Source organism: Salipiger pallidus, assembly GCF_014643635.1.
Classification (GTDB): domain Bacteria; phylum Pseudomonadota; class Alphaproteobacteria; order Rhodobacterales; family Rhodobacteraceae; genus Salipiger; species Salipiger pallidus.
In genome coordinates this window covers 198,644-216,173 of the sequence record NZ_BMJV01000001.1, presented here as the reverse complement: position 1 = coordinate 216,173, position 17,530 = coordinate 198,644, and the positions used below count along the sequence as shown (strand labels likewise).

17 protein-coding genes and 1 tRNA gene are annotated in these 17,530 nt (G+C 64.2%); 11 read left to right on the top strand and 7 right to left on the bottom strand.

Features of this window, described 5'->3' with window-relative positions; all coding sequences use genetic code 11:
- Positions 1 to 29 precede the first annotated feature (29 nt).
- The 8 genes from IEX41_RS01020 (at position 30) to IEX41_RS00985 (ending at position 10,638) form a co-directional block, all read left to right on the top strand.
- Positions 30 to 413: an NlpC/P60 family protein gene (locus IEX41_RS01020; RefSeq protein ID WP_188787965.1), complete on the top strand. Its 384-nt coding sequence runs from the start codon at positions 30 to 32 to the stop codon at positions 411 to 413.
- On the top strand, positions 403 to 7,239 hold the full coding sequence (locus IEX41_RS01015) for a host specificity factor TipJ family phage tail protein (RefSeq protein WP_188787963.1): 6,837 nt from the start codon (positions 403 to 405) through the stop codon (positions 7,237 to 7,239). Before IEX41_RS01020 ends, IEX41_RS01015 begins: the two co-directional genes overlap by 11 nt.
- Before the next feature lie 4 nt (positions 7,240 to 7,243).
- Positions 7,244 to 8,455, top strand: a complete 1,212-nt coding sequence (locus IEX41_RS01010) for a pyocin knob domain-containing protein (protein WP_188787961.1) — start codon at positions 7,244 to 7,246, stop codon at positions 8,453 to 8,455.
- A gap of 12 nt (positions 8,456 to 8,467) precedes the next feature.
- Positions 8,468 to 8,785: a hypothetical protein gene (locus IEX41_RS01005; RefSeq protein ID WP_188787959.1), complete on the top strand. Its 318-nt coding sequence runs from the start codon at positions 8,468 to 8,470 to the stop codon at positions 8,783 to 8,785.
- On the top strand, positions 8,782 to 9,024 hold the full coding sequence (locus tag IEX41_RS01000; protein WP_188787957.1) for a phage tail assembly chaperone: 243 nt from the start codon (positions 8,782 to 8,784) through the stop codon (positions 9,022 to 9,024). Before IEX41_RS01005 ends, IEX41_RS01000 begins: the two co-directional genes overlap by 4 nt.
- Positions 9,025 to 9,129: 105 nt before the next feature.
- Positions 9,130 to 9,750 (top strand): hypothetical protein, encoded by a 621-nt coding sequence (locus IEX41_RS00995; protein ID WP_188787955.1) that lies wholly within the window; start codon positions 9,130 to 9,132, stop codon positions 9,748 to 9,750.
- A 61-nt stretch (positions 9,751 to 9,811) separates the two neighbouring features.
- Positions 9,812 to 10,354, top strand: a complete 543-nt coding sequence (locus IEX41_RS00990) for an N-acetylmuramoyl-L-alanine amidase (protein WP_188787953.1) — start codon at positions 9,812 to 9,814, stop codon at positions 10,352 to 10,354.
- A 62-nt stretch (positions 10,355 to 10,416) separates the two neighbouring features.
- Positions 10,417 to 10,638 (top strand): hypothetical protein, encoded by a 222-nt coding sequence (locus IEX41_RS00985; protein ID WP_188787951.1) that lies wholly within the window; start codon positions 10,417 to 10,419, stop codon positions 10,636 to 10,638.
- Between the two features lie 573 nt (positions 10,639 to 11,211).
- On the opposite strand, the gene IEX41_RS00980 is transcribed toward IEX41_RS00985, so the two are convergent.
- Positions 11,212 to 11,285 (bottom strand) — tRNA-Gly (locus tag IEX41_RS00980).
- Between the two features lie 185 nt (positions 11,286 to 11,470).
- Between IEX41_RS00980 and tig the strand changes: the two genes are divergently transcribed.
- Positions 11,471 to 12,802 (top strand): trigger factor, encoded by a 1,332-nt coding sequence (gene tig / locus IEX41_RS00975; protein WP_188787949.1) that lies wholly within the window; start codon positions 11,471 to 11,473, stop codon positions 12,800 to 12,802.
- A gap of 118 nt (positions 12,803 to 12,920) precedes the next feature.
- Here the strand turns inward: tig and IEX41_RS00970 are convergent, their stop codons facing one another.
- The 4 genes from IEX41_RS00970 to rpsF form a co-directional block, all read right to left on the bottom strand.
- Positions 12,921 to 13,274 (bottom strand): helix-turn-helix domain-containing protein, encoded by a 354-nt coding sequence (locus tag IEX41_RS00970; RefSeq protein ID WP_229672862.1) that lies wholly within the window; start codon positions 13,272 to 13,274, stop codon positions 12,921 to 12,923.
- Positions 13,275 to 13,531: 257 nt separating this feature from the next.
- The gene (rplI, locus tag IEX41_RS00965; protein ID WP_188787947.1) at positions 13,532 to 14,140 is read right to left on the bottom strand and encodes a 50S ribosomal protein L9; all 609 of its coding nucleotides are present in this window, start codon (positions 14,138 to 14,140) and stop codon (positions 13,532 to 13,534) included.
- A 12-nt stretch (positions 14,141 to 14,152) separates the two neighbouring features.
- Positions 14,153 to 14,380, bottom strand: coding sequence for a 30S ribosomal protein S18 (rpsR, locus tag IEX41_RS00960; RefSeq protein ID WP_188787945.1), 228 nt, complete (start codon positions 14,378 to 14,380; stop codon positions 14,153 to 14,155).
- Positions 14,381 to 14,404: 24 nt separating this feature from the next.
- Positions 14,405 to 14,761: a 30S ribosomal protein S6 gene (rpsF, locus tag IEX41_RS00955; protein ID WP_188787943.1), complete on the bottom strand. Its 357-nt coding sequence runs from the start codon at positions 14,759 to 14,761 to the stop codon at positions 14,405 to 14,407.
- A 315-nt stretch (positions 14,762 to 15,076) separates the two neighbouring features.
- Here rpsF and IEX41_RS00950 point away from each other — a divergent pair, with 315 nt between their 5' ends.
- On the top strand, positions 15,077 to 15,334 hold the full coding sequence (locus IEX41_RS00950; RefSeq protein WP_188787941.1) for a hypothetical protein: 258 nt from the start codon (positions 15,077 to 15,079) through the stop codon (positions 15,332 to 15,334).
- 320 nt (positions 15,335 to 15,654) lie between these two features.
- Positions 15,655 to 16,227 carry a YceI family protein gene (locus tag IEX41_RS00945; RefSeq protein ID WP_188787940.1) on the top strand — a complete coding sequence of 191 codons (573 nt, stop codon included), beginning with the start codon at positions 15,655 to 15,657 and terminating at the stop codon, positions 16,225 to 16,227.
- A 185-nt stretch (positions 16,228 to 16,412) separates the two neighbouring features.
- Here the strand turns inward: IEX41_RS00945 and IEX41_RS00940 are convergent, their stop codons facing one another.
- Together IEX41_RS00940 and IEX41_RS00935 are read right to left on the bottom strand one after the other, a co-directional pair.
- The gene (locus tag IEX41_RS00940) at positions 16,413 to 16,571 is read right to left on the bottom strand and encodes a hypothetical protein (RefSeq protein ID WP_188787938.1); all 159 of its coding nucleotides are present in this window, start codon (positions 16,569 to 16,571) and stop codon (positions 16,413 to 16,415) included.
- 350 nt (positions 16,572 to 16,921) lie between these two features.
- Positions 16,922 to 17,467: a hypothetical protein gene (locus tag IEX41_RS00935; RefSeq protein ID WP_188787936.1), complete on the bottom strand. Its 546-nt coding sequence runs from the start codon at positions 17,465 to 17,467 to the stop codon at positions 16,922 to 16,924.
- Positions 17,468 to 17,530: the final 63 nt, after the last annotated feature.

Here is a 17,530-nt window from a genome sequence, read left to right as displayed (position 1 = left end):
CTCATAGCTACATCTGAAAGGCATTCCCAATGTGGACCGATGACTGGATCGGCCTGCCTTACGCGGAGCGTGGGCGGGGGCCGGTGGCGTTCGACTGCCTCGGGCTGTGGCTCGCGCTGCAGCGCCTGCGGTTCGGGCGCGAGATCACGGATCCGGCCTGTGACATGGCCGGCGCCGTGCGCCTCGGGGTGGTGGATCGCTACCGCACCGACTTCACGACAGTGGAGCGGGCCCAAGAGGGGGACGTGCTTCTCTTCGTGATGCGGGGGCGCCCGCTGCACCTTGGCTATGCCCTGAGCGATCGGGACATGCTCCACACGCTCGATGACCACGAGCACTGCAGCCGCATCGAGCGGTGGCGCGGCACCGAATGGGGTGGCCGCCTGGAAGGGATTTACAGAATTGCTGGATGATCAGACCATGATCGAGGTGGCGGGCAACCGTCACCCGCTGCGCCGTGACCTGATCTCGGCCTATGCCCCTCTTGGCACTTCCGTGGCTGAGATTGTGCGTCAGCTGAACATGGATATGCGCCGGTACGGCCCGCCGGTGGTGTGCCTGATCCGCGGCGCGAATGCCTCGATCGTCCCGCTCGACATGTGGGCCAGGACCCGCCCGACCATCGGCACCCGCGTGGAAGCCTACTATCCGCCGCAGGAGGGCGGTGCGCTTGTCGGCATGATCGCCTCGGCTGCCCTGCCGCATGCCGCGACGTGGCTTGCTGGCACGGCGTTGGGTCTTTCCGCGACCTCAACAGCCTACGCCCTGACCGTGGGCGCGGTCACCGTTGTCGGCGCGCTTGCGATCAACAGCCTGATCCCGCCGGCACAGCAGGGCGGGGCAGGCGGGCCGCAGAACTACGCGATCACCGGCACCGCCAACGCAGCCAATCCCTATGGCGTCTATCCGACCGTCCTCGGCCGTCACCGCATGTATCCGACGCTCACGGCCTCGGGCTATTCCGAGACGGTCGGCAAAGACATCTATTACCGCGCCCGTATGACCTTCGGCTGGGGTGGAGATGCGGGGGTGATGCTTGAGGATCTGCGCATCGGCAATACCCCGATCTGGGAGTTCAAGGGGGTCGAGCTCGAGATGCTCAACATCGACCGCGAGCGCACCCTCGCGGCGATGCCCGACCTTGCGGATCTGGTGCCGACCCGGAATGAGGAGGCGCACACGCCGCGCGCCCGGCTGCAGGATGTGGGCGACAGCTATATCTTCGAGCCTGCGGATGCAGTGAGCCGCGCGCGCATCTTGGCGGACGTGACCTGCGGCGATGCGGGCGGCTCCTTCGATCTCGCGCTGGATGTGTCCGAAGACGGCGGCGCATGGACACAGGTGCAGACCTGGCCGGGCCAGACCACGGGCATCGAGTGGGCCTCTGATGACTTCGGCGGGGATGGTGTGTCCCGCCGCTGGCGGCTGCGCATTGCCGGCGCCGTTGCAGCACCGCCGCTTGAGAACCCGCCGCCGCTGTATCTCCTTGCCGGGGACCGCCGCGACTTCGTGGCAATCACCGAGACCAGCGGCACCTACCAGCAGCCGCAGCCCGGCTGGCGGCAGGGGGCCGAGACCATGCGGCTCTACCCGAGCGACGTGGCCGAGGACAGCTACAACGATCTTCCGGACCGCGATGCGCCGGTGGTGCGCTACACCCGCGAGCAGACCGTCTCGGCCAGCGTCGACATCAGCTTCACAAGCGGCCTCTACGACACCAATGACGGCGAGGTGGGCAAGCACGAGGCCAGCTTCCGCTTCAGCTACCAGCCCATCGCAAGCGGCGTGGACGAGGGGGCGTGGATCTCGGCGGGGCAGAAGACCTACAAGGCCAAATCCACCACCCTGCGCCGCTACAGCTATGACATCACGTTCCCGGAGCCGGGCGAATATGCCATCCGCGTCGAGCGGCTGGACCGTATCGACGACGACACCGGAGACCAGAACGCGGGCTATCTGACCGCGATCCGGTCCTTCCGCGATGGCAAGCTGCCGAGCCACGAGGGCATTGCCGAGATCGCCCTGCGCATCAAGGCCAACGACCAGCTCAACGGGCGGATCGACAGCCTCAACGCCATCGTGCAGCAGCTGGCGCCGGAACTCGACGGCAACCTGCAGTGGACCGAACCGCGCCCGGTGCGCCACCCGGCATGGCTCTACGCGCAGGCCCTGCGCGGCCCGCATCTGCGCCGCCCGGTGACGGATGATCGGATCGACCTCGCAGCGCTCTATGCCTGGGCCGCAGAGGAGCCGCACTGGACCTGCGATTACGTGGTGGATACCGCGACCCAGCTGGCGGACGTGCTCGACATTATCTGCGCCGCCGGGCGGGCCCGCCGTACCCTGGCTGACCTGCATTACAGCGTGGTGCGCGACGGGGCGGCGGGGCCGGTGCGCCAGGTGTTCACCCCGCGCAACAGCTGGGACTACCGCTCGAAACTGACCTTCCCACGCGAGATCCACGGCTTCCGCGCCATGGTTCGCTCCGAGCGGCTGGACTGGCAGGAGGACGAGGTGCTGGTGCTGATGGACGGCTACACCCGCCAGACCGCCACCGAGCTCGAGACCCTGCAGCTGCCCGGCACGGTCGTGACGGCCGAGGACGAGGACGAGGGCAACACCTATCGGCTTGGCCGCTACCACCTCGCCACGGCGCTGCATCGCCCGGAGACCCATTCGTTCAAGGCGGACTGGGAAAGCATCCACATCCAGCAGGGCGACAAGATCCGGCTGGTGCATGACGTGCCCCTGATTGGCGTGGGCGAAGCGCGTGTGAAGGCGCTGACGATCGAGGGCGGGCTTATCACCAGCATCACGTTGGATGACGTGTTCGACTTCGATCAGGCCAGCTTCCGCATGGTGGTGCGCAATGTCAGCGGGGGCATTCATGCCTTTGCGGTGGCCTCGCCGGTGGACCCGCAGGCCCGCGTCTGGAACCCGTCGGTGGGGGTGGTCGAGGGTGACATCGACGTTGGTGACCTCGTCGCCATCGAGGAGACCGAGCAGCGCAGCGCCGACATGCTGGTGATGGCGGTGCGCCCTGAGGCGGACGAGACCGCGCTGATCGAGGTGGTGGATGCCGCGCCTTGGGTGCTGGACGCGGCCACCTCCGAGATCCCGCCCTACAACCCGGTCATCACTCTGCCGCGCCCCGCGACCTCGGACCTGCCGCCGGCGCCGGTCATCACCGCGGCCTATTCGTCGGACCGCACCCAGATTGTGCTACCAGACCTGTCGGTGCGCCCGCGCATCGCGGTGCAGTTGGCCCCCGTTGCGTCCCGCGCGGACATCGACGGGGTGACGGTGCAGCTGCGCTGGCGCGAGGCGGATGAGGACGAGACGCCTTGGACCTACGGCGAGACCGTTCCGGCGGGCGAGTACAGCCTGCTCACCGGCGCGCTGGATGAGGGTGTGAGCTACAGCGTTGAGGCCCGGACCACCGGGCGCGAGGGCAAGACACGCGGCTGGGTTGCCGCGCCCGCCGATGTTACGGCGACGACAGCCGCACCGGCCCCGCCCGCGATTGTTGCGTCCGCCGTGCCGGCCAGCATCGCCGATGCTGATGGCACCGCCCGCCGCCCGGCCATCCGCCTGTCGTGGGTCGCGCCCGCCAACCGCACCGTTCGCGTGACGTGGCAGCTGCGCGTGGCCGCGACCGGCGAGGTGATCCACCAGGGGCGCTTTGCCGAGGCGTCGGAAACCCCGATCACCCTCTCGGACGGCCTGCTGCCTGATGTCGCCTATGAGGTTCGTGCCAGCTTTGTCACCGGCGCGCCGGACCTGCGCCGCTGGTCGGGCTGGATGGCGGTGACGACGCCGGATCTGCGCCTTACGGGGGACGACATCGCGGATGAGCTGCGCGAGCGGATCGACACGGCCTTTGATCGGCACGACGTGGCTATTGAGGATGCTACAGGAACCGTCGCGGAGCTAATTGCAACGGTGCAGAGCACATTCGGGGCCTTTGGCGACTTCGGCGGGCTGCCGCTGGCGGAGGCCATCGAGCGCTCTATTGGCCCGCTCACCGCGCCGGTGCCGCTGTCCACGCGCATCGAGGCCGAAGAGCAGCGCCTCACCGACACCCTGCCGCGCATCCGGTCCGTCGAGCAGACCGGGCGTGATCTGATGCAGCGCATGATGGCGCTGGCAGACCTGCAGTGGTCCACCGACCAGCGCCTGACTGGCGCCGGGATCTACGTTAATCCCGAGGACGGCACGGTCAAAATCGAGGCCTTCGAGTACCTGCAAGATCAGGTCTCTGAGGTTCGAGTGAACCTCGATGCAGCCACGGCGAAACTCGAGCTGTCAGCGACCCAGGCCTATGTGAATCAGGAGGTGTTCCGGGCCATCACGGACCCGTCGCAGCTTCACTACCTTGATGATCTGATCGCAGATGTGCGGGAGGTCGGGATTACCCTCGATGGGGTCAATGGAACCCTCGAGGAGCATGCCTCGGCACTGAGAGTTGACGGCGGCCTCGTCACCATGACGAGCGTCACCAGCACGCTCGAAAGCCTGCAGGGGCAGATCACCGAACGCGTAACGAAAGTTGAGTTTGGCCCGTACACGGCTCGCCTCACCGCCGCCGAGCAGGTGATCGAGGCCCTGCCGGATGGGGCGACGATCCGCCAGTCGGTCGAGGCGTCTCGCATCATCTCCCGAGACCTGAACGATCTGACCGCGCGGTCCATCGCGGATATGTGGGGGCGCTACGAGGCGGAGGAAGCTATCCGCGTGTCCGAGGCGCAGGCGCGCTCGGAACAGCAGGCGTATATCGACGAGCAGGACCGGGCCATTGCTTCAGATGTGACCGAGCTGCGCGCTGCAGTGGACACATCGAACGCGCAGATCCGCAATGAGCTGCGCGTGCGTGCCGCCGAGGACGAGGCCCTTGGGGAGTCGATCACGCAGATCAGCGCCGACCTCGATGGTGTCAGTGGGCAGGCCGAGGGCACCGCAGACGCTGTCACCGAGTTGACGGGCCGCGTGGCGCGGAACGAGGAGGGCCTGACTGCAGAGGCCGCGAGCCGCACGCTGATCGTGTCGTCCGTCCGGGAGCTACAGGGCGAGCAGCGTGCGAGCACCGCGCGCAGCATCGTGGACATGTGGAACGCATTCACCGCGGAAGAGAACGCCCGCGATGCGGTGGCCGTCTCGCTGGAAGAGGTGCGCACATGGGTCGAAGAGGGTCTTCTGGCCGAGGCCACCGCGCGCGAGCTTCTCGGGGCGGCGCTCGGTGAGGCGCAAGCCAGCATTGTGTCCGAGCGCACTGCGCGCGCCACGGCGGACGAAGCATTGGCTCAGCAGGCCAGTCAGCTGTCGGCGGGTCTTGGCGAAGCGCAAGCGGCGATCAACGAGGAGCAGACCACCCGGGCCACGGCTGATGAGGCGCTGTCACAACAGATCACGCAGACCGAGACGGTACTTGGTCAGACCATCGCCACGGCGACGGAGGAACTTGGCGGCCGCGTGACGCAGACCGAACAGAGTGTGGATGCGGTGGCACAGGACATCAGTGGCCTCGAAGTGCGCGTGGACACGACCGAGACCGAGATTGAAGCGCAGGGCACGGCGCTCGGCGGTATCACCACGCGGATGACGCAGGCTGAGAACGGGCTCGACATCGTCTCTGCCGACCTGTCCGAACTCGGCGTGCGGATGACGGATGCCGAGACCGGCGTCTCGGCCAATGGCAGTGCGATCTCGCAGCACGGCACCCGTCTGACCAGCGCCGAGAACAGCATCACCCTGCAAGGCCAGTCGCTGGCGCAGCTCAGTAATCAGCTCGAGGATGTCGATGCCGGCGTGGTCGTGAATGCCGATGGTATCGCGGGTCTGAACACCGAGGTGTCACTGATTGGCGATGACCTCGATGCTGTCTCTCAGGATGTCAGCGTACTCGAAGTGCGGATGGGCGCGACCGAGGGCGAAACTGAGGCGCAAGGCAATGCCATCGGCGGGCTGACCACGCGGATGACGCAGACCGAGCAGGGGCTCGATGTCGTCAGCGGTGATGTGTCGGATCTTGGTGTGCGCCTGACAGATGCCGAGGCTGGGGTGTCGGCCAATGGGAGTGCGATCACGCAGACCAACACCCGCGTGACCAACGTCGAGGGCACGGTGAGCTCGCAGGGGCAGTCTATTGTTGCCCTGCAAAACAGCGTCTCGACCGCGCAGGGCGCGGCGGACGCCAACGCCAGCGCCATCGATGGCGTGCAGACGCAGGTCGATGCACAAGATGATGACCTGTCCGCGCTGGCGCAGCGCACCACCGAACTCGAGACCGACATAATCGAGGCGAATGGCGAGATTGCAGGAAATGCGCAGGTCACGTCCACACTCGGCACACAGGTGGAGCGCATCGACGGCGAGGTGCATGCCCTCTCGACGCAGTATGACATCGTTTCGGCGGCTGTAGCAGATAACAACGCGTGGATCTCCAACGTCGCCGCAACGCGCGTCACCGCTGCCGGGGCCGTCGCCGCAGTCAACCAGCAGATCTCGGCCAGCTACGGCAATCTGACGGCGATGGCAGCGGCCACCGCTTTCGCTCAGGCCAGCGTTAATGGGATCTCCGCAGGGTATGTCTTCCGTCTGAACGGTCAGAACGTCTTCGAAATGGTGAGCGTCACAGACGGTGTTAGCGGTCCAGTGACCACGGCTCGACTTGCGCCGGATTACGTGCAGATCACCGGCATTGCCCAGATCAACACCGCCGTGGTCGACCAGCTCTTTGCGGAAGAGATCATTACGGATCGGCTATTCGTCGGTGGTCGTCAGATCATCCCCGGCGCCGTGTCGTCGTTGTCTCACGAGTTTGCTCAACCCTACGTCTCGACGAACGACGCGGATTTCGTCCTCGTGACCACCACCGACTACACGACGATCGTCACGCTGGACCCGCTGGATGTCGAGGCGGGGTCGCGCGTGCGGCTTGAGGCCAGCTGCAACATCGACGCCCCTCTCAGCGAGGCATGGGGACTGGTTGCCTTCGAGATGCAATATCGCGCCAACGAACAGGCACCCTGGAGCGCGTGGGAGGGCATCCGCTTCTCGGCGACCGGGATTATCCCCGGCAAGGCAGCTGACGGTCAGATGAGCCCGTTCACGCACGCCACGGCGGACACCCGCAGCGCCACCGAACAGCGGCGCTATCGCCTCCGGGCGCGGCTCCAACCGGGCAGTCCGCGCATGCGTATCTGCCGGGTCGATTTCTTCGCACAACAGATCAAGAGGTAAGAACATGCCGACATGGTATAGCGACGGCACTGTGTCCGTCACGAACGGCAACACGACAGTGACCGGCTCCGGCACTGCATGGGTGGCGAGCGTCAAGCTCGGACAGGCGATCTACCTGCCGGATGGTCGGCTCTATGAGATCGCGGTCGTGGTCAGCAACACGCAGATCACGCTCGCCACGCCCTATCAGGGGTCCACCCAGACGGGCGCAGTTTACCAGATCCTTCCCATCGATGGTCTTCTGGAAGAGGCCAGCAATGCGCTCTTCTCGGCTATTGACACCATGCGTGGCCACAACGAGGGCACCTTGGCTGGGCGCTTCCCGGTGGGGACGAATGCACAGCCGTCTGTTCGTGGTGCGTCGGACGGCAACACTGGGGTGAACCTGCCCGGTGGCGACGTTCTGGACTTTGTCACGAACGCCATCCGCAGGGCGCGGCTGTCGAGTGCCGGGTTGCAACTCGACGCGCCTCTGATCGGCACCGCCGTCATGGCGAGCCTGACCGATACCACCGGGGGGAAGGTGGTCACAAATGGTGGTCATGGGCTGGGGACGCTTACGCCCCCGGCGGTGACCGATCTGGACGCATTCGACACCCCGAACGGGTGGTATCGCACCATCAGCCCCTCATTGGCTGGGGTCCGTCCCACACACAGCGGTGCGGCGCTGTCCAGCGTGTATGGGTTCCTTCATGTGCAGCGTTACGACAACGGAGGTATCAAGCAAGTCTACACCTCTGTGGCCAACGCAGGCTTCGCTTCCATGCGCACCTGGGAGCGTGAGGGCACCATAGGCGGGGGATGGAACCCTTGGCGCGAGAATTACTCCACCCGCAACGTTCTTGGTGCCGTCAGTCAGTCTGGGGGCTCTCCGACAGGAGGGCTGTTTGAATACGGAAGCAACGCCAACGGATCGTATCTGCGGCTCGCGGACGGCACTCAGATTTGCTGGGGGTCGCAATCGCTGTCGTCTATCGCGATAGGCGTTGCATACGCTGGTGGGTTCAGATCCGGATCAGTCGCCTCGGCGAACTTTCCTGCGCCGTTTGCTGCTTCACCCAACGTCAATAGTGACACTAACGACATCGCCACGGGGGACGCGATCCCGGTCAGTGCAGTGCGAACGTCCACCACGGTGCAATTCCGCTGGTGGCGCGCCGAAGCTGGGACCGTGGACGTGAATGCTTCCTACACCGCCATTGGCCGCTGGTTCTAAGGAGACCACCAGATGAACATCATCCTCTCCCCCGTTCGTCTCGACACGCAGCTTGAACTGTTCAAGAGCGGCGACACCCTGACCATCAATGGCGAGGCCTTCGACTTCTCGGCCCTCCCTGCGGGTGCGACGTTGCCCCGCGCCGCGATCAACTGCGACTGGATTGCCGGTGACGTGACCCGTGACGAGGCTGGCGTGCTGACGGTGCCGGTCGTCCTGCCGCACGGCGGCAATGCGCCCGAAGAAACCTGCTTCCCCGAGCCGCTGGTCGACGTGCCTGACGGTCCGGTCGAGCTGCCGCCCTACAACACCGAGGAGATCCTGGAATGAGCAATATCGACATGAGCCAGATCATCACCGCCGAGGACCTGAAAGCGGACGCAATGACTGCGATGAGGGCCCGGCGAGATCAGTTGTTGTTGGAAAGTGACTGGTCCGTGCTTCCTGATGTCTCGCCGCCGGGCGGCGTGACCGCATGGAAGCAGTACCGTCAGGCGCTGCGGAACATGCCGGAGACGGTTGAGGACCCAGCCGCGCCTGTCTGGCCGCCGATGCCGATGCCGAGCTGAGGAGAGGAGGCAGAGATCATGGCTTGGTGGTTGCTTCCTCGCATGACGCTGACCATCGCCCGCCTCGCGCGGGCTTTTCTATGACCTCGGACCATCGGAGGCCGAATGGGAGACAAACATATGACCGGTGACGAGTTTCCGCGCAGCTGGCGGGGCCGGCTGATCGAGGCGGGCAAGATCATGGGCGCCATCGCGGCGATCTTCGGCGGGTGCAGCCTGATCTGGGGGATGACGCTCGGCCCGCTACGGGACATCTATGGCATGGCCTCCGGTTTCGTGGATGACTTCCGCCGTCTCGAGGCGACGGTGCAGCAGCTGCAGGTGGACGTTGCGCGCGCGAACGGCGAGGACCGGGTGATCCGCCAGCCGGACGGGCTCAGCTACATCCAGGAGCCGGTGACGCAGGGCGACAACGTGGTGATGATCCTGGTCATCGCCAGAACGCGGCTGGGAGAGGGGTGCCGTCTCATCGACTGGGTGCCGATCTTCACCGATGAGCTCAACATTCCGACGCCGGGCGAGCGGTCGCGCAAGGGACCAGTGAGCCGCCAGATCGACACCAACACCCAGCGCCTGCGGGTCGAGATGATCCCACCGAAGGTGCTGCGGCCCGGCCGCATCGTGGTCTACCTGACCCTGACCTACCGCTGTCCCGGTGCTGACGGGGAAGCGACGCTTGAGGACCGCACGGCGGGCCTCCCGTACCGGCTGCTGCCGGCCAGCTGAACCTTCCGACATTTCAATCACCACACCCCGCGAGCGGGGTCTTTCGGCATGGGAGAAAATCATGCGCACCATCACTGAAATCATTGTCCATTGCAGCGCCACTCACCCGGGCTGGCTTGCCGCCGCGCCGCTGGCGGCCAAGATCCGGGCCATCCGGTCCTGGCACGTCGATGGCAACGGCTGGAACGACATAGGCTATCACTACCTGGTCGACCGCGACGGCGCTGTCGCGGCGGGCCGTCCGGTCGAGACACCCGGCGCCCATGTCATCGGCCACAACGCGGACACGATCGGGGTCTGCCTGCTCGGCGGTCACGGCTCAGCCGAAACCGACGCCTTCTCCGATCACTTCACCGTTGAACAGGGCGGGGCGCTGACCGCGCTGCTCGAACAGCTGCAGGCGGCGCATGGACCCGGCCTGAAGATCTCAGGCCACAACCAGTACGCGGCCAAGGCCTGCCCGGGGTTCTCTGTGCCTGCATGGCTCGGAGCGCGCCAGGGCCAGCCCATCGCTGCCACCGATCCGGCCACCGAGGTGACGCGCTACCGCTGGCGCCTTGCCGAGATCCGCGACCTGGCGGGCGCCGCCCTCAAGGGCGCCTGAGCGCCGCGAACACTTCCATCTCAATGCGGCCGCGCGCCGCTCATCTCTGAAAGGACTTTACCATGACCGGACATATCGCCCTGCTGCTGCGGGTGTTCATCCTGCTGCCCCTGGCGGGCCTCGCCGCTGCGCTGCCCTTCGTGGCCTATGACAAGGCGGCCGGCCTCGTCACCATCGACATCAATACCGCATCGACCATGCTGGCGGTGCTGCTCTACGGCCTCTTCAGCGGCGGCACATTCGCCTGGTCGCGCTGGGTGAAGAGGCTGGGCGGCAGGACGTAAATGACGCGCTTGGTATGAGCGCGATCCGAAGTCGACGTTAAATCGGCGCTCAGATGTCGCTATTCTGGTTGATTGGTTAAATTCGGTGTGTACTCTGGGTTGTGTGGCATTTCCCGATGTCACCTTTCTGGTCACGTTGCGATGCTTGATCAGATCTACCGCGGAGCCCGACGGGGCTTCGCGGTACTCTCTCAATAAACGCCGTCAATGGTGCGCGTTCAGTTGCTCACTGTTCTGCAGCGGGCCCTTCCAGACAGGGCCCGCTGCCATATCGCTACCCAAGACAACACTAAGCTACCCTCCTGCAACGATACCGTTGGACCTGAAGCGGTTCGCCTGCGCTGCTGTCCCCGCGCGCGGCTGATCAAGATCCTTACAGGGTAGAACGGCATCTCCTCGGCTCCGGTCGATGCGCATCGGGCCACCGCTTGTTCAGGAGACGCAGCGCCGGAACAGGGCGCTTTCGCCACCGCCTGGCACAAGGGGCAGATGCCCAAGTGTCCCACGCCCCATTTTTGCATGGGACACATCACACTCTAAGAGTCTGATAAATATATATGAAATGAGGGGGATTGGAGCGGGTGAAGGGAATCGAACCCTCGTCATCAGCTTGGGAAGCTGCTGCTCTACCATTGAGCTACACCCGCGACGCCTTGCTGATTACGCCAGCGTGCCGCCCCTGACAAGTGCCATCTGCAGTCGGCTGCGCAACCTGCGCGGCGGCGGCGAAATGCGCCTTGCACAGAAGGACACGGACGCATAGAAGACCGCAAATTCTACAGTGCAGAGGGGCGCCGTGCGGCGTGCCCTGCAAGAAGCATAGGGAAATGGTATGCAGGTCACCGAGACGCTGAACGAAGGGCTCAAGCGCGCTTACGAGCTGGTCCTCACCGCCGAGGAACTGGACGCGAAGGTCAACGCCAAGCTGAAGGAAGCGCAACCCGACATCGAGATGAAGGGCTTCCGCAAGGGCAAGGTTCCCATGCCGCTTCTCAAGAAGCAGTTCGGCCAGCGCATCATGGGCGAGTCGATGCAGGAATCCATCGACGAAGCAATGTCCAAGCACTTTGAGGACAGCGGCGACCGTCCCGCGCTCCAGCCGCAGGTCAAGATGACCAACGATGACTGGAAAGAGGGCGACGACGTCAACGTCGAAATGTCCTACGAGAAGCTCCCCGAGGTTCCCGAAGTCGATTTCTCCGGCGTTGAAGTCGAGAAGCTGGTCGTGAAGGCCGAGGATTCGGCCGTTGACGAAGCGCTCGCATCGCTCGCGGAAACTGCGCAGGACTTCAACGACCGCGCCGAAGGTGCAGCTGCGGAAGATGGCGATCAAGTCGTGATCGACTTCGTGGGCAAGGTCGACGGCGAAGCCTTCGAAGGCGGCGCTGCAGAAGACTACCCGCTGGTTCTCGGCTCCAACTCCTTCATCCCCGGCTTCGAAGAGCAGCTGGTCGGCGTGAAAGTCGGTGACGAGAAGGCCGTCGAGGTTTCCTTCCCCGAGGAATACGGCGCTGAGCATCTTGCCGGCAAGGCAGCTGTCTTCGACGTGACCGTCAAGGCCGTGAAAGAGCCCGTCGCCGCCGAAATCGACGATGAGATGGCCAAGAAGTTCGGTGCAGAGGATCTGGCCGGCCTGAAGGCACAGATCGCCGAGCGTCTCGAAGCAGAATACTCCGGCGCCGCGCGCCAGGTGATGAAGCGTGACCTGCTCGACAAGCTCGACGGTCTGGTCAGCTTTGACCTGCCGCCGTCGCTGGTCGAGGCAGAGGCCAAGCAGATCGCGCATCAGCTGTGGCACGAAGAGAACCCCGAGGTTCAGGGTCACGACCACGGTGAGATCGAGACCACTGAAGAGCACAACACCCTTGCCGAGCGCCGGGTGCGCCTCGGCCTGCTGCTCGCCGAGATTGGCCAGAAGGCAGAGGTCGAAGTGACCGACGCCGAGATGACCCAGGCGATCATGTCCCAGGCGCGTCAGTACCCCGGCCAGGAGCGTGCGTTCTTCGACTTCGTTCGTCAGAACCAGCAGATGCAGCAGCAGCTGCGCGCGCCGATCTTCGAAGACAAGGTCATCGACCACATCGTCGAGCAGGCCAAGGTCTCCGAGAAGGAAGTGACCAAGGAAGAGCTGCAGAAGGCTGTCGAAGAGCTCGACGAAGCCTGATCCGGCGCGGGACCGGCCTGTCCGGTTGCGGAAAGAGGAAAGGCCGCCTGCGAGGGCGGCCTTTTTCCATTCTTGAAGACCGCGGTGCAGGCCTGCCAGATGGCTGCTTTTCGGTTGGTCAGGCCGAGCCGGTTGCTTGGGGAGTCGCCATGGCCCTGAGCAGGTCGATGACCGCTTGCCGGCGCTCGGCGGGGAGGCCGCGCACGAGGCTGGCCACCACGCGCAGATCGCGCATCACGTCCTCGTCGTCATGAGACATGGGCTGACCTTCCTGATAGAAGTCTTCCAGGGGGCGTCCGAGGGACTGTGAAATCTGCACCAAATGCGCCGCCGGAATGCGGCTGCCGCCGGATTCATAGCGATATATCTGCTGCGTATGCGCGCCAACGCGATTGGCCAGTTCGGTCTGGGTCAGCCCTGAGGCCTGCCGGTATTGACGGAGTCGCGATGCGATACGTTCTTCCAGAGTCACTTCGTCATCCTCGTTACATGGCTAGCAGCGCTATCGCTGGCGTTTGCTTTGTCCGCGGCTCTATTTCAATTGGAACCACTTTAGACGGTTAAGATCTTGCCATTGGCTGGTGTCCCCAATTCAGCATGCTTAATCTGAAAAACCGTTTAATACTAGCATAGCAAATTCCATAAAGTGAATATCATATAGATCACAAAAAAAGCCGCGCCCGTGAGGGGCGCGGCTTGTGTTGGCTTCGAGGCTGTCCCGGGTAGGGATCAGTCTTCGGAATTGCCTTCGGGGGTCTCGACGATGTCCGAGTCCTCGTCCGCGGCGCTGCCCATGTCGTCGAACAGCTGGGACACTTCGAATTCGGCCTGGGCCTCTTCTTCAGCGGCCAGGTCCTGGATCGACTTGCCGGATGCCTGCAGTTCGGCCTCTTCGGGCGAACGTGCGACGTTCAGTTCGACCACGCACATGACTTCGGGGTGCAGGTGCACCTCGACTTCGTGCAGGCCGAGAACCTTGATCGGCTGGCGGATGATGACCTGCTTGCGGTCGATCGAGAAGCCTTCCTCGGTGGCAAGGTCAGCCGCGTCGCGGGTGGTGACCGAACCGTAGAGGTTGCCGCCGTCGGATGCCTGACGGATCACGACGAACTGCTGGCCGTCAAGTTTCTCGGCGAGCGCTTCGGCTTCTTTCTTGGACTCGAGGTTGCGCGCCTCGAGCTGGGCTTTCTGGTCTTCGAAGGAAGAGATGTTCTCTTTCGAAGCGGTCAGCGCCTTGCCCTGCAGAAGCAGGTAGTTGCGAGCATATCCGGGCTTGACGTCCACGACATCGCCCATCTGGCCAAGCTTGGCCACGCGTTCCAGAAGGATGACTTGCATGTGCCTGGCTCCTTATTTCACGACGTAGGGCAGAAGGGCGAGGAAGCGGGCGCGCTTGATTGCGCGGGCCAGCTCACGCTGCTTCTTGGCGGACACGGCGGTGATGCGCGAGGGCACGATCTTGCCGCGTTCGGACACGTAACGCTGCAGCAGCTTGGTGTCCTTGTAGTCGATTTTGGGTGCATTGTCGCCCGAGAAGGGGCAGACCTTGCGACGGCGGAAAAACGGTTTTGCAGCCATTGGTACGTCCTTTCGTTCAGGCGATCAGTTACGGCGCTCGCGGCGGCCTTCGCGCTCGTCGCGCTTCTGCATCTGGATCGACGGGCCTTCGGCGTGTTCGTCGACCCGGATGGTCAGAACGCGCATGACGTCATCGTGCAGGCGCATCAGGCGTTCCATTTCCTGGACAGCCGTTGCCGGTGCATCGGTGCGCAGGAAGGCGTAGTGGCCCTTGCGGTTCTTGTTGATCTTGAACGCCATGGTCTTGACGCCCCAGTACTCGGAATCGACGACCTTGCCGCCGTTATCCGAAAGGACGGTGCCGAAATGTTCGACGAGACCTTCGGCCTGCGCGTTGGAAAGATCCTGGCGCGAGATGAATACATGCTCGTAAAGCGGCATGTGAGCTCCATTTCTGTCTGGGCGCATTTCATAGGGCAGGGCATTGTCTCCGCCCCTGTCCACGAGAGTCTGCGCGGGTCGCTGTATTGCGCGGAGAGAGGTGCCGTATACACGCTTTGGCGCGGGGATCAAGGGCCCGTGGCGCGCCATGTGGGGCAGGGCCCGTGGGCGGACATGTGCCGGTGCAGCGTGGCTGCCTGTAGTTTTCCCGCATCCTGTCGCATTCTTGCCCTGATCCGACCTGATGAAAGATAAAACACAGAATGCATGGCCCGTGGTCCCCCGCGAGGCGCATCAACGAAAGAGCAGACGATCATGAGCGCGACCTACACCAACATCCCGTCCTTCGTCCGATGTGCCGGCCCCCGGTCTGCAAGCGAAGCGGCAACATTGGCCGCGCGCGTGGCCCTGGCGGTGGTCGGCCTTGCCATGACGCTGTCGGCTTTCGCGCTCTGGCTGGTTCCGGGATCGACCCCTGTGCCGGACGTAATGTTCATCAAGCTGGGCTCGTCGCTGTTCCTGCTGATCGGTGGCCTCAGTGCGCTGGTGGGCGCGCGCAGCCAACACCGCTGAACCGGCCTTTCTAACGCCCCTGAACGCACGACACGCCTGGGCGCATCGGGTCGGGCTGTATTGTCTCCCCTCCGAAAGGCCGGGTCCGACACCGTCGGGGTCGGCCTTTTCGTATGCGGTGGGCACCCGAGGCGGGGAGGGTCCGGCCTGTTGGCATTGCGTCGAGCCGGGCCGGAAAGCTTTCGTCGCGGTTGGTCCATTTCAAGCCACCCGCCTGTTCATTTGCGCACGGAACCTGTTGGGGGACCGCCAATTGCCGGAATGCCCAGACATGCCATCTTAGGCCCATACACGAAACACAGCCCCTATGGAGCCTGACAATGAAATCCCTCCTCCTCGCCGGTCTCGTCGCCGCCGCCCCCCTTGCCGCCAATGCCGCCGCAGAAAGCTACACGCTCGACAGCAGCCACAGCCAGATCGTGTTCTCCTACAACCACCTCGGCTACTCCACCGGCTTCGGCATGTACTCGGGCTTCGAGGGCGATATCTCCTACGATGCCGAAGATCCCGCAGCGTCGTCCGTCGAAGTGTCCTTCCCGGTCAACTCGATGATCACCGGCTGGGAGCCGCGCAAGGAACACTTCATGGGCGACGATTTCTTCGGCGCCTCCGATGAGGACATGGTTACCTTCACCTCCACCTCGATCAACGTCACCGGCGAGAACACCGCCGAGATCACCGGCGATCTGACCCTCAACGGCACCACCAAGGAAGTCGTGCTCGACACTCAGCTGACCCAGGCCGGCGAGCACCCGATGGAAGGCAAGCCGTGGCTTGGCTTCTTCGCCACCACCACGCTGCTGCGGTCTGATTATGGCGTCGACATGTTCGCCCCCTACGTGAGCGACGAAGTCGAGGTGCAGATCTCGATCGAGGCCATGAAGGCCGAGTGATTTGCACGTCCCTCATGTGAGTGGCGAGTGACCGTTTCCCAGTGCTTTACCTGGTCGCCCCAGCGCAATTCGTTGCGCCGGGGCTTTTTTGGGCCTGCCCCAAGGGGCTGATATCTTGATGGGCGCAGGGCCGGTCGTTGGCCGCGCGAAACTTCCCTTAACGGCCCCATGGCGGCTGACAGCTCTCAGCGGTTGTGGGCCAACCATGGATCGAGCGCCCGCTTCGCGGCGCCGGTGCCGTCCTTGCCCCAGACGAACACCATAGTGTCATTTACTCCGCGCGTCTCCCTTGTGACGGCGATCATGGTGCCGCCATCGTAGAAGCACGTGAAGCCCTCAGGCATGGAGTTGCGGCCGCCTCCGGGCAGGCCTTTATCGTTGATGTGCTTATGTCCCAGCACAATGAGTGGGCGTTGAGACACGCCTCGAAGACTGCACGTAGGGGACCGGATCATGCGGGGTACGGACGAGGCGCGCGTTCGGCGGGGCCTGGTAAAGGCTGAACTTGCCCCTGCAGTTCGCACCGTTCTGCAGGTCCTTGCCGTAGCTTCAGCACATCATGTGATCCACGCTTTTGGCCTGTCCGGCGGAGTTCTGGCTGATGGTCTTCATGCCGTCGCTGATCCGCCCGTCCGCGTAAGGGGCTATATCGGCCATGTCCGCCATGTCGGTTATGGAAGCGGGACGCTGATGATCAGCATGAACTGCGAGGGGGGGAAGGGCCGGTCTGGGCAACAGTGGTTGAGCCGCGCAGCATCGTGCTCGCGATCAGAACGCCCCGTGCCTCCGCGCGTTTGTCCTCGCTGGTGGCGAAGGGCATGCCCGGAAGACATACGGTCGGCGTCGCCAGGTTGATAGCTGTTTCGGGCTGCACGCCTTGGTCGTCAGATTTTGTAGAATGGCAATCACGCAGAAGCACCCCGACACCGACCTCGGCCATCTCGGAGGCCAGCTCGTCCGAACCCACCTGCCATGCCCACCGCATTCGGATCGACGCCGTTGAAATCGCAAGTATGCCTTGCCCTCGGGCTTTCGTCGGCGCGGCTCGCCCTTTCGTCGGTGTCGAGGCCACGAGCATCCCTGCAAAGGTGACGTCGAACACCGCCCCCTGACCAGAGGTGTAGACGCCTGGGAAGGGGCATTCCACGCTCGATGCGGACTGGGTGAGCTGCTGTATCAGAATGGTCAGATCGCCCCGGCGCACCTTGTGACAGGCGTCATGGGTCAGCCCTCGGAACATGCGCCGCGCCCCCTGCAACGGTATCTTCGTCCGCCCCTAGGGGCGCAGACGCCTCGCCGTTCT

Coding starts and splice junctions, on each gene's coding strand:
- tig (WP_188787949.1), top strand. CDS start 11,471: ATGCAGGTCACCGAGACGCTGAACGAAGGGCTCAAGCGCGCTTACGAG.
- IEX41_RS01005 (WP_188787959.1), top strand. CDS start 8,468: ATGAACATCATCCTCTCCCCCGTTCGTCTCGACACGCAGCTTGAACTG.
- IEX41_RS00950 (WP_188787941.1), top strand. CDS start 15,077: ATGAGCGCGACCTACACCAACATCCCGTCCTTCGTCCGATGTGCCGGC.
- IEX41_RS01010 (WP_188787961.1), top strand. CDS start 7,244: ATGCCGACATGGTATAGCGACGGCACTGTGTCCGTCACGAACGGCAAC.
- IEX41_RS01000 (WP_188787957.1), top strand. CDS start 8,782: ATGAGCAATATCGACATGAGCCAGATCATCACCGCCGAGGACCTGAAA.
- rpsR (WP_188787945.1), bottom strand. CDS start 14,380: ATGGCTGCAAAACCGTTTTTCCGCCGTCGCAAGGTCTGCCCCTTCTCG.
- IEX41_RS00945 (WP_188787940.1), top strand. CDS start 15,655: ATGAAATCCCTCCTCCTCGCCGGTCTCGTCGCCGCCGCCCCCCTTGCC.
- IEX41_RS00990 (WP_188787953.1), top strand. CDS start 9,812: ATGCGCACCATCACTGAAATCATTGTCCATTGCAGCGCCACTCACCCG.
- rpsF (WP_188787943.1), bottom strand. CDS start 14,761: ATGCCGCTTTACGAGCATGTATTCATCTCGCGCCAGGATCTTTCCAAC.
- IEX41_RS00985 (WP_188787951.1), top strand. CDS start 10,417: ATGACCGGACATATCGCCCTGCTGCTGCGGGTGTTCATCCTGCTGCCC.
- IEX41_RS00995 (WP_188787955.1), top strand. CDS start 9,130: ATGGGAGACAAACATATGACCGGTGACGAGTTTCCGCGCAGCTGGCGG.
- IEX41_RS00940 (WP_188787938.1), bottom strand. CDS start 16,571: ATGCCTGAGGGCTTCACGTGCTTCTACGATGGCGGCACCATGATCGCC.
- IEX41_RS01020 (WP_188787965.1), top strand. CDS start 30: ATGTGGACCGATGACTGGATCGGCCTGCCTTACGCGGAGCGTGGGCGG.
- rplI (WP_188787947.1), bottom strand. CDS start 14,140: ATGCAAGTCATCCTTCTGGAACGCGTGGCCAAGCTTGGCCAGATGGGC.
- IEX41_RS00935 (WP_188787936.1), bottom strand. CDS start 17,467: ATGTTCCGAGGGCTGACCCATGACGCCTGTCACAAGGTGCGCCGGGGC.